The sequence below is a fragment of the Rosettibacter firmus genome (genome assembly GCF_036860695.1).
Classification (GTDB): domain Bacteria; phylum Bacteroidota; class Ignavibacteria; order Ignavibacteriales; family Melioribacteraceae; genus Rosettibacter; species Rosettibacter firmus.
Map to the genome: position 1 here is coordinate 1,173,371 of NZ_JAYKGJ010000001.1, position 11,957 is coordinate 1,185,327.

The window sequence follows — 11,957 nt, forward strand, 5'->3', positions numbered from 1 at the left end:
ATGTTAATTGAAGAAATAAAAAAAATTGATTATAGCAAAAAAGCATTAAAGAAATTTGGTTTTACCTTCAGTATAATTTTTTTATTGCTTGGAATAATACTTTATTTAAATAAAACAGAATCTTATTACTACTTCTTAATAATCTGCATTCTATTTTTTATAAGCACTATCTATTCACAAAAAATTTTAAAGCCCATCTATAAAATATGGATGATTATTGCTTTAATTTTAGGTTTGATTACTACAAATATTATCTTAACATTATTCTTTTATTTAATAATAACACCAATTGGCTTCGTAATTAAAATTAGTGGTAAAGATTTACTCAACTTAAAATTTGATAAAGAAAAAGAAAGTTACTGGAATCGAAGAGAAGCAGGAGAATACATAAAAGAGAATTCAGAAAAACAATATTAATGAGGCTATATATGAGTAAATTATCAATATTAAAAGAACTATGGATGTTTTTGAAAGAAAGAAAAAAATGGTGGCTTTTGCCAATAGTAATTTTTCTTGTGATACTTGGTGGACTGATAATACTTACACAGGGTTCTGCATTAGCACCATTTATATATGCTATCTTTTAGATTAAATCCCCTCTAAAAAAGAGGGGATAAATTTTAAAACACATTAAAATTATTTATCTGCATCAACATCATTAACAAACATCACAAGTATTGCAGCTATAATCATCGAAAATCCTCCGAGAACCAGAGCATAAATAGCTTCGCCTTTAAATAAAGTTCTCACAAAAAAACCAAGTATAGCTGCTGCTGTAATTTGAGGAATTACAATAAAGAAATTAAAAATTCCCATATACACGCCCATTTTTTTAGGAGGAAGTGAACCAGTCAAAATTGCATATGGCATGGCTAATATTGATGCCCATGCAAGACCAATCCCGAGTTCAGACAACAATAGAATTTTAGGATCTTTAATTATAAAAAAAGATAATAATCCAAGTCCCCCACAAATTAAACTTACTGAGTGAACAATTTTTCTGCTTGTCTTTTTTGCCAGTGCTATTAATACAAAAGCCATTACAGCAGCAAAGCCATTATAAACAGACATAAGAACACCTACCCAATTAGCTCCTTCGTTATAAATTGTTGAACTTGTATCAGTTGCTCCATAAATATGATGAGTAACAGCAGGAGTTGTATAAATCCACATTGCAAACAATGCAAACCAAGAATAAAATTGTACAAAAGCTAATTGTATCATCGTTCTTGGCATTTTATATAAATCATTAATAATTACAACAAGTCCATTCGATTTTTTCAATTTTACAAAAAGACTCACAAGCAATTGCAATAAACCAAAAGCAAAAATTCCTAAAAAGAAAACTGCCAGACCATAATCCATATATATCCAGAATTTGAAAATCAGAAAAAGTAATAATCCAACAGAACTCCATAGAATTCCATTCTTAAAAAATTTACTATACTCAATAATTTTATCTGCGGGTTCATTTTCATTAATATTACTAACAGAAGATGAAAATTTTTCCAGTTCTTCTGGGGGATATTCCCTGGATTTAAGAACAGTCCACAATACAGCAAGAAAAAAAACAATTCCACCTATATAAAAAGAGAATTTAACACTATCAGGAATTTGTCCAGCAGGAGCAGTATTCATAATACCAAAATAATTTGTCATTAGATAAGGGAGTGCCGATGCAATAACTGCACCTGTTCCAATAAAAAAACTTTGCATTGAAAAACCAAGTGTTCTTTGCGAAGAAGGAAGCATATCACCAACAAAAGCTCTAAATGGTTCCATCGAAATATTTATTGATGCATCCATTATCCATAACATTCCAGCTGCTACCCATAAAGCTGGAGAGTTAGGCATAATCATTAAAGCAATCGAAGCAAGTATTGCTCCTGTTAAAAAATATGGTTTTCTTCTTCCGAGTCGATTCCATGTATTATCACTCATATGACCAATTATAGGTTGAACAATTAAACCCGTAACAGGAGCAGCAATCCATAAGATTGGTATGTCATCTATTTTAGCTCCAAGTGTTTCAAATATTCTACTTACATTAGCATTTTGAAGTGCAAATCCGAATTGAATTCCCAGAAATCCAAAACTCATATTCCAGATCTGCCAGAAAGATAAACGTGGTTTCTCCATTTTCTCTACCTGCTTTTTTTAACTAAAATTATATAATCCCATGGTTTCAAATTAAATGTGTAATCTTCAGTTAGATTAATTGACTCTCCCGTAAAATAATTTTTATATGTTCCCTTAATATCTTCACAATCAATATTCACAGATTTATTTTCTGGTGAAAAATTAAAAATAGAAATTACTTTGTTATTCTCAGTATATCTTAAAAACGAAATTATACTTTCATCATTATTATTTTTTAACAATTTAATATCTCCACCATATTTCCCATTCCACAAAGCTTTATTTTCTTTTTTTAATTTTATTAAAGAAGAGAAGAATTCTTCGTACTTCAAATCATTCCAGAAGATTGTATCTTTATCGAAAAAGCGAAGTCGTTTATTCAAGCCAGTTTCCTGTCCACTATAAATTAATGGAATTCCTTTTGTAGTAAATATAAAAACATTAAAAGCATCAACAGCATTACCAAGTCTTTCGAACTCTGTTCCACTCCAGGAATTTTCATCATGATTTGTTGTAAAATTTAATCTATATCCATCAACTGGATAATTTTTAATTTCATTAAGAATATGATTAGCTAAATCTTTAGCATTCATTTTACCTTTAGGAATATTATTCATTACGTCTTTAAGTTGCCAGTTGTAAGTTGCATCAAATGCTTCGTGCAAATAAGGTTCACTTGCTTCTGCAAGCATAAACAATGGTTTAATTTTTTCAAGTTCTTTTCGTGCTTCAATCCAGAAATCTAATGGAACTCCCACAGCAAAGTCGCATCTAAAACCATCAACATCAAATTCTTTAACCCAGTATTTCATCGCATCAATCATTGCTTTACGCAGTTCCTGATTGTCATAATTAAGATCAATTACATCACTCCAATCAGCTACTGGTGGATAAAATTCACCTTTTTCATTTTTACTAAAAAATTCTGGATTTGTTTTTGTCCACACATTATCCCACGAAGTATGATTACCTACCCAATCCAGCATAACATACATTCCCAATTCATGAATTTTTTTAATTAGATCTTTAAAATCTTTTTCAGTCCCAAATTCAGGATTTATTGCTTTGTAATCTTTAATCGAATAATAACTTCCCAGTGTACCTTTTCTATTTTGTTCACCAATTGGATGAATTGGCATAAACCACAGAACATCAATTCCCATTTGCTTTAATCTTGGCAGGTGTTTTTCAAATGCTTTGAATGTTCCTTCGGGAGTATATTGCCTTACGTTTACTTCATAAATCACTACATTTTTTGTCCACTCAGGTGCAGAGAATAATTTCTTGTCTTTTGATATTTTATCCTGAGAAAAAACATTAACAAAAAGTAATTGAATCAGTAAGATGAGAATAAGAGTTTTTTGAAATAGATTTTTGTAATTAGTTAACATAAAATCTCCTTTTTATCAAACGAAAAACTACAGCAAATTTTTTTTGTGAACAAATTAATTAATGCTAATTCAATTAATATTATATTTGCAAATAAAAATTAATTAAGAGGAAATTATGAACTATAGTCGTTCTGCTGGAATTCTTTTACATCCAACTTCGCTTCCATCAAAATATGGAATTGGTGATTTTGGTTACGATGCTTTTAAGTTTATAGATTTTCTGGTAGAAATTAAACAATCATTATGGCAAATACTTCCACTTGGTCCAACAGGTTATGGTAATTCACCTTATCAATGTTTTTCTGCTTTCGCTGGAAATCCATTATTAATAAGTCCCGATAAACTTAAAGAAGAAAATTTACTTCATGATGATGATCTAAATAATTTACCAGAAACAAATCCTTCGTATGTTGATTATGGACAAATAATAAATTATAAAAACACACTTCTAAGAAAAGCTTATGAAAATTTCAAAGATAGAACAAGCTCACATGATTTTCAGAAATTCAGAGAAGATAATAATTACTGGTTAGAAGATTTTGCATTTTTTATGGCATTAAAAAATTATCATAATGGAATTGTATGGTCAAAGTGGGATAAAGAAATTGCATTCAGAAAAAAAGATGCAATAAAAAAATGGAAAGAAAAATTATACGATGAAATTTTATTCCATGAATTTGTTCAATATATATTCTTCAAACAATGGAAAGAAATTAAAGATTATGCAAATAGTAAAGGGATTAAAATAATTGGTGATGTACCAATTTATATTGCTTATGATAGTGCTGACTTATGGGCAAATAGACATTTATTTACAGTTGATGAGGAAGGAAATTTAGAATTTGTTGCTGGTGTTCCACCGGATTATTTCAGTAAAACTGGACAGCTCTGGGGAAATCCACTTTACAAATGGGATATAATGGAAAAAAACAAATTTGATTGGTGGATTAAAAGATTTTCTAAAATGCTGGAACTTGTTGATATAATTAGAATCGATCACTTCAGAGGATTCGAAGCTTATTATAAAATACCTGGAACAGCACCAACAGCCGAAACAGGTGAATGGGTTAAAGCTCCAGGTGAAAAGTTATTTAATACTATAATTAAAAAATTAGGAGATATTCCTATACTTGCCGAAGATCTTGGAGTTATAACCAAAGAAGTAAATGAACTTAGAATGAAATTTAATTTTCCAGGAATGAAAATTTTACAATTTGCTTTTGGAAAAACTGGAGAAAAAAGATTTTTACCACACAATCACGAAAAACATTGCGTCGTTTACACTGGATCTCACGATAATGATACAACTTCAGGTTTCTTCAAAAAAGAAAAAGAAATGAACTCGGATGTATTTAAGCATGCACAATTCTATATGAATTACTATGGTGATGATATGTGTTATCAATTAATTAGACTTGCATATTCATCGGTTGCAGATATTGTCATTATCCCGATGCAGGATATATTAAATCTTGATTCCTATGCAAGAATGAATTTTCCAGGGAAACCAGATGGTAACTGGACATGGAGATTTACGTGGGATCAAATTAATGATGATATTAAAAACAAAATTTCCAAACTGATTATGCTTTATGAAAGATTTCCTTCAGAAAATGAATACTCACATGTAGTATATTAAAAATTATTTATTGATAATATTTACAAGATCGTTATACAAAGCTCTTGCACCTGGATACTGTGAATTCAACTTGATTAATTTTTCTACAGTATTATATGCTTTAATATATTCTTTGTTCAATGCATATGCACCTGCTAAGTTGTACATAACCTGTGTATCTGTACTATCATAAGAAATGGATTCTTCCAGAAATTTTATTGCAGGAATAATATTACCTGAACTTAATTCTATTTGTCCAAGCCACTTTGATGAAAAAGCATTGGGCTTAATTTTATATTCTGCTTCTAAAATTTTAGTTGCATTTTTATAATCTTGTTTTTTAAGATAGTTTATTGCCAGCGCTTCTAATTGATATAAATTTTCTTTTATAAATGGATATTGATAGATAATTGCTGTTACATGATTAAGAAAACCATCAAGATTACCATTTTTCATACATATGTTTGCTACCTTTTCATGTGCTTGCATCCATATTATTTTGTTTTTGATATAGCTGAGTGCTACTGAATCTATAAAATTTTTTGGCTTACATATTTCATCAAAACTTTTTTTCTGATTTGGATCTATAAATGGCCAGTCATTCTTTAAAACTTTTATTCTGTAATCGGCTATAGTAGAATCTAATTTAGAAAAAATGAAATTCGAAATTGTAATACTATCCTGAATTTCATGTTTATATTTTGGTTTTGAGTCTTTTGGTAAAAAGTTTAATTCCGACATCTTTTCATAAAATAATCTTCCAATTAATTGATATCCCTTAAGAGTTGGATGAAGATGGTCTGTCATTAAATTATTTCCAACAATATTGCCTGGACTAATCGATGCAAAAAAAGAATCTACATCAACAAGAGGGATATTATAATTTTTTGAGATTTTCCTGATTATTGAATTTATTTTTTCAGGAGCACGAAATCTTAATCCATCTAAATCTTTTGCATATCTAAATAGTGAATCTGCTTTTTTAAAATTTCCTTTTGAATATAAACTTAATGCTTCTTCATAAACAGATTGTGCTGATGGATAATTATTATTACTAACCGAAACAAATGGTGGTTGATCTTTTAAGTTACTCACAACAGTAGAGATTATTACTGGTACTCCCGAAGATTTAAGCATTTTAATTGCATCATAAATATTCTTTTCAAATTGTATTAAGCCAGCTTTATAAATTTCTGAATTATATGCTATATGTCTTTCTTTTGCCATCTTAGACATCAAAGTTCCAGATGAGTAAGGATTTTCGGACTTTGTTATTAGTGATGTTAACCACTTCAGAATATTTTTTATTAATTGAGTTGTTTTAAATCTATTTAGAAATAACATTGCATTAATCATTTCTCTCGTACCTGTTGCTGATTCAAAAGAACCAGCACCTAATGCACCATAATATTCATTATGCCCAGCATAAATTAAAACCAAATCAGGTTTTTGTTTAATTATTTCTGGTATAAAATCTCGAATTGTATAACTATTAGTTGCTGTTAGACTTAAATTTACAACTTCAATTTTTTTGTGAGGATAGTTTAATTCAAGTCGTCTACGTATATATCTGGAAAATGAACCCATTGGCATATATGGATAACCTGCTGCACTACTTTCTCCTAAAACAAACACACGAAAGGCATTTTTATCTTTGATTTTATCAAAAGCATCTTCAATAGAAGATGGTGGTTTCTTTACATTAGTAAAATATCTTCTGGCAACATCAGGATTTAACATTAATTTACCACTGGATACTTCTACCCACATACTTAAATCATATCCATAATTAAAAATGCGTAGACTTAATTCAAGAATGATGACAAATAAAACAGGAATTAAAAATAAGATGAGATAAAAATAGAAAGGTGGTTTTCTTGAATAGTCGCTCTGTGATTTTGAATGACTATCTAATTTAGAATCTTTATTAATTTCTTTTCTTTTATATTGCATTCTATACTACAAATTCATAGCAAAATAAAACAAAGATTACTCAGCACATACTTAACCTACTTTTGCAATAATTAGGTCTGCCAGAATTCTTGTACTTTCTTTTAATTCATAATCGCTTGCTTTAGAAGTTTGGGCATCAACTTCTTTTTTATCTTTTATATCCAGCTTATTTATTCTTGCACGTTCTTCATCTTTCTTTTTCTTTCTTTCTTCAGCTTTATTTTTTTCTTCTCGTCTAATCTTTTCATTTAAAGAAAAAACTTTTTTCTCTCTATTTTCTTTTATTTCTTCTATATCATCAAGCAGTAATTGATATTCAGGATCTTTCTTTGTTCGTTCTTGATGTTTTTGAATTAACAAAGGGATGAATTTTGAAATATCACCATACTTTTCATATTGAGCAGGTTGAATTTGATCCCATGGTAAAGCACTTGGTTGAGAACTTTCACCAAATTCATCTGCACTATATGGAGATGGGAAAATAATATCAGGTTGTACACCTTTATGCTGTGTGCTACTACCAGTTATTCTATAAAACTTAGCTATAGTAAGTTTAAGTTGACCAAGTTTTTTTCCAGCTATTGGAATATGTCTATTTAGATCAAGAAGATTTTGAACAGTTCCTTTTCCATAAGTATTTTCACCAATAATAATACCACGTCCATAATCTTGAATTGCACCTGAAAAAATTTCAGATGCCGAAGCACTAAATCTATTTACAAGAACTGCAAGAGGTCCTTCATAATAAATTCCAGGATCAGGGTCTCTATCTACTTCTATAATATTCATCATATTTTTTACTTGTACAACAGGACCATCTTTAATAAATAAACCAGTTAATTGAATAGCTTCTTGAAGTGAACCACCACCATTATTTCTTAAATCGATTATAACACCATCAACTTTTTCTTCTTTAAACTTTTTAAGAATTTCTTTTACATCTCTGGTTGTGCTCTTATAATCGGTTTTTCCTTTTTGTTGTGCTTCGAAGTCGGTATAAAAAGAAGGAAGTTTAATAACGCCAATCTTAAAATTATATCCTTCGTGTTGAATATTCATAATTTCACTTTTAGCTGCTTGTTCTTCGAGTTTAACTTCGTCGCGTACAAGTTTAATTTCTTTTGGTATAGCATTTGGTCCATCACTTGCTTTTAGAATTAAAAGACGAACAACAGTTCCTTTTTTACCTCTAATTAATTGAATAACATCATCCAGTCTCCAGCCTATAACATCTACCATTTCTCCATCGTCGCCTTGAGCGACTCCAACAATTTTATCTTCCTCTTGAAGCAAACCACTTTTTGCCGCTGGGCCACCAGGTACAATACCGGCAACAACAGTATAATCATTATCCTGTCTTAATGTAGCACCTATACCTTCAAGAGAAAGTTTCATACTGATATTAAAATTCTCAGATGCAGAGGGGGATAGGTAATCAGAATGAGGATCATAAACTTGAGTTACAGAATTCATAAACAAAGAAAAAACATCTTCGGCTTCGTACTGAAGAATAATTTTATGATAATTTTGATATCGTTTTAACAAAACTTCGGAAGCTCCTTTCCAGTCTTTACCGGATAAAATTAAATTCAGTGCATCGTTTTTCAATCTCAATCTCCAGAGCTCATCGAGTTCTTCAGGAGTTTTTGCCCATTCAGCTTTTTCACGGTCTGGCGAAAATGATTCATCAATTGAAAAATCAAATTCTTTTTGCAAGCATTTATTTACATATTTTATTCTTTCTGACAATCTTTTTTTATAAGTATTAAATATTTCAAATGGTATTGTTAATTCACCTGTGACGAGAAAATCATCAAATTGATATCTATATTTTTCAAAAGATTCTATATCAGACTTCAAGAAATACATTTTTGCATTATCAAGATTCTTAATATACTCATCGAAAATAATAGAAGATAAAGAATCATTCGGTTTTAATTTTTTATAATGGTAATTAGAAAGAATTTGAACAATAACCTGATCAATTCTTTTATAAGTTTCATCAGGTAAAATTACTTTTGACGAATCTAAAGTATGGTCTTTTTTAAGTACTTCTAATACATTTTGAGAATAACTAATCTCAAATAGAATAAGTAATAATATAGTAGTGAGTGTTTTTTTCATTTAAATCCCATTCTAAAATTTGAATTATCATACACTAAGATAATAGTTTTGTTTCAATATTTTTATCTTATTACAAATTTTTAATTATAAAATAAACCAGTACTAAGTATAAAGATATCTTTTGATTTTCTGAGTTGGTGTTTTTTCGAATGGTTCTCTCTGTTCGATAATATTTGCCAGTCGAGAAAAAGTATTTACTTTAGAATTAACATCCTTCAACAGTTCTGATAATATTTTATCCACTATGTTCCTTGCCGAAGATTCATTTAGTTTATGTATTTTAAATTCATTATCAATTTCATCATAATTTAAGTAAACGCGAGCTACAAGTTTTCCATTGTTTTCGTGAACTAACGATTCAAGAACATATTTCGATTCATTGATTATAGATTCAATTTCTTCTGGATAAATATTTTTTCCATTTGATCCAATGATTACATTTTTAGAACGTCCTTTAATAAATAGATAACCATCATTATCAATAAAGCCTAAATCTCCACTCTTAAACCAGCCATCTTCTGTAAATACAGCTTTTGTTTTTTCTGGATCTTTGTAATATCCTTTCATTACATTTGGGCCTTTAATCAATATTTCCCCTTCTCCTGTTATTTCATCTGGATTATCTATTTTTATCTTTACAGAAGGGAGAGGCTTTCCAGCCGAACGAAATTTTGCTTCTTCAGGTTTACTACCTGTAACAAGTGGAGAAGTTTCTGTTAAACCATAACCAACTGCATAAGGGAATTCTGATTCTCTTAAAAACTGTTCAACTTCTGCAGAAAGTGGTGCTCCACCAAGACATAACATTTTTAATTCTCCACCAAAAGTTTTCAGAAGTTTTCTGCCTGCAATTTTATTAATCTTTTTTCTTAAGAAGGGAATTTTATAAGCACTACGTAATAGTAGTTTTTTATTTATCTCGGGTAAAACTTTTAGTTTGTAAATTTTTTCTATTATCAATGGAACAGCAAGAATAATGGTAGGTTTTACTTTTAATAAAGCCGGCAGAAGTACACCAGCTGTTGGAGGTTTATTTAGATATGTTATAGAAGCACCAGCAAGTAATGGGGTCACCAATCCAAGTGTTGATTCAATAGTATGAAATAAAGGTAAAATTGATAAAAGTCTATCTTCAGGTTTAACATCTACAATTTTTAATGTATCGAGTGCATTTGAAACAACATTTTTATGAGTTAACACAACACCTTTAGAATGCCCAGTAGTTCCCGAGGTATATAAAATTAATGCAGGAGTCTCTTCTTCAACTTCTTCTGGAATTATACCAGCAAATTTTAATGCTGCTTCTTTAATTTTTGAAAACTCTTTTTTGCCAGATGATATTATTTCTTTAAGAAAATCATTTTTGGTTTTCAAAGGAATTATTGAGAAATCATCCAGCAATATCTGGAGATACAAATTATTATTAGAGAAATCTTCTATTTTACTAAATTGTTTAGCAGAAACAAAAATTGCTTTACTTTCTGAATGACGTAAGACATGATGAACTTCGGCAACGCTAAATTCTGTCATAATAGGAACTGCAATAGCTCCCATCGTTGTAATAGCAAAATAAGCAATTGCCCAATTTGGCTGGTTTTCGCTTAAGATTGCAACTTTATCGCCAGCTATTATACCTTCGCTTTTAAGAAATGAAGAGACAGAATCAACTTTTCTTTTAAAATCACGGTACGTTATCGGCTGTGAATCTATAAACGAAACTAAATTTCTATCAGCAAACTCTTCTACGCTATTATTAAGTAAATGAAGTAATGTAAATTTTTTTAAATCTTTCAATTTATATTTCTTTTTTTACAAAGTTATAATTCAAAAAGTCAATTCACAATGCATTAATTAAGTAAGATTATTTCTTAAAATATTATACCGGATCAACATGCACAAAAACTTTTTGTACTTCCTCTATTTCTTCTAAAGCATAACGAACACGATTGCCAATGTTATGAGAAACTTCTGTAGGAATATTTTTATCCACTTCAATATGAATTTCAATATGAAATTTATTACCAACATAATGTGAACGTAAGTCATTAATTCCTTTAACTCCTTCGATATTCAATGTCATTTCTTTTATTTTATCATCGAATTCTTTAGTTGCGGAACGACCCATTAAATAATCTAAATTTTCTCGCCCAACTTCGTAACCAGATTTGAATATAAACAACGCTACCATTATTCCAGCTATGCTATCAAAATAATTTAATTTATAACTTGCCCCAAACACACCAATCAATGCAATTGAAGATGCAAGTACATCATTAATGCTATCTACTGATGCAGCTTTTATTGCTGGACTATTATATTGCTTGCCAATTTTAACCTGATATCGGCTAAGAATAATTTTCGTAATAATTGTTATACTTAAAACTACATAGATTTCTGGAATAGCATGTATATTCTGAGGTTCTATTAATCTCTTTATAGATTCTTCAACAATATTAATTCCAACAACAAAAGCAAAAACAGAAAGTATAAACGCTGCAATAGGTTGAGCAGCATTATGACCAAATTGATGTTTTTGATCAGGTTTATCTCGTGATATTTTTACAGCTATTTTTATACCGATTGAAACAAGAATATCTGTAAAAGAATTAAGTGCTTCAGAAATAACTGCAATAGAATTTGATATTACTCCAACAATAGCTTTGATTATAAAAAGAAAAATATTAATTCCAAGAGCAATGTCTGTAGCTTGTTTTAATTTCTGTGCCATAACA

Annotated in this window: 9 protein-coding genes; 3 read left to right on the plus strand and 6 right to left on the minus strand. The window is 29.6% G+C overall.

Annotated elements, in window-relative coordinates:
- The gene (locus VJY38_RS05005; RefSeq protein WP_353679569.1) at positions 1-417 is read left to right on the plus strand and encodes an SxtJ family membrane protein; all 417 of its coding nucleotides are present in this window, start codon (positions 1-3) and stop codon (positions 415-417) included.
- A gap of 11 nt (positions 418-428) precedes the next feature.
- Entirely contained in the window at positions 429-587 is a 159-nt protein-coding gene (locus VJY38_RS05010; protein ID WP_353679570.1) for a DUF5989 family protein, read from the plus strand.
- Between the two features lie 49 nt (positions 588-636).
- Here VJY38_RS05010 and VJY38_RS05015 read toward each other — a convergent pair whose 3' ends face one another.
- A complete protein-coding gene (locus VJY38_RS05015) occupies positions 637-2,139 on the minus strand; it encodes an MFS transporter (protein WP_353679571.1) in 1,503 nt (500 codons plus the stop codon).
- A 5-nt stretch (positions 2,140-2,144) separates the two neighbouring features.
- Positions 2,145-3,530 (minus strand): alpha-amylase family glycosyl hydrolase, encoded by a 1,386-nt coding sequence (locus tag VJY38_RS05020; protein WP_353679572.1) that lies wholly within the window; start codon positions 3,528-3,530, stop codon positions 2,145-2,147.
- Positions 3,531-3,645: 115 nt separating this feature from the next.
- Between VJY38_RS05020 and malQ the strand changes: the two genes are divergently transcribed.
- The gene (malQ, locus tag VJY38_RS05025) at positions 3,646-5,169 is read left to right on the plus strand and encodes a 4-alpha-glucanotransferase (RefSeq protein WP_353679573.1); all 1,524 of its coding nucleotides are present in this window, start codon (positions 3,646-3,648) and stop codon (positions 5,167-5,169) included.
- 3 nt (positions 5,170-5,172) lie between these two features.
- On the opposite strand, the gene VJY38_RS05030 is transcribed toward malQ, so the two are convergent.
- From VJY38_RS05030 to VJY38_RS05045, 4 genes are all read right to left on the minus strand, one after another.
- Positions 5,173-7,101: an SGNH/GDSL hydrolase family protein gene (locus VJY38_RS05030; protein ID WP_353679574.1), complete on the minus strand. Its 1,929-nt coding sequence runs from the start codon at positions 7,099-7,101 to the stop codon at positions 5,173-5,175.
- A 51-nt stretch (positions 7,102-7,152) separates the two neighbouring features.
- On the minus strand, positions 7,153-9,225 hold the full coding sequence (locus tag VJY38_RS05035; RefSeq protein WP_353679575.1) for a carboxy terminal-processing peptidase: 2,073 nt from the start codon (positions 9,223-9,225) through the stop codon (positions 7,153-7,155).
- Positions 9,226-9,327: 102 nt separating this feature from the next.
- Positions 9,328-11,019, minus strand: a complete 1,692-nt coding sequence (locus VJY38_RS05040) for an AMP-binding protein (protein ID WP_353679576.1) — start codon at positions 11,017-11,019, stop codon at positions 9,328-9,330.
- Positions 11,020-11,101: 82 nt separating this feature from the next.
- Positions 11,102-11,953: a cation diffusion facilitator family transporter gene (locus VJY38_RS05045; RefSeq protein WP_353679577.1), complete on the minus strand. Its 852-nt coding sequence runs from the start codon at positions 11,951-11,953 to the stop codon at positions 11,102-11,104.
- Between the last annotated feature and the right edge of the window lie 4 nt (positions 11,954-11,957).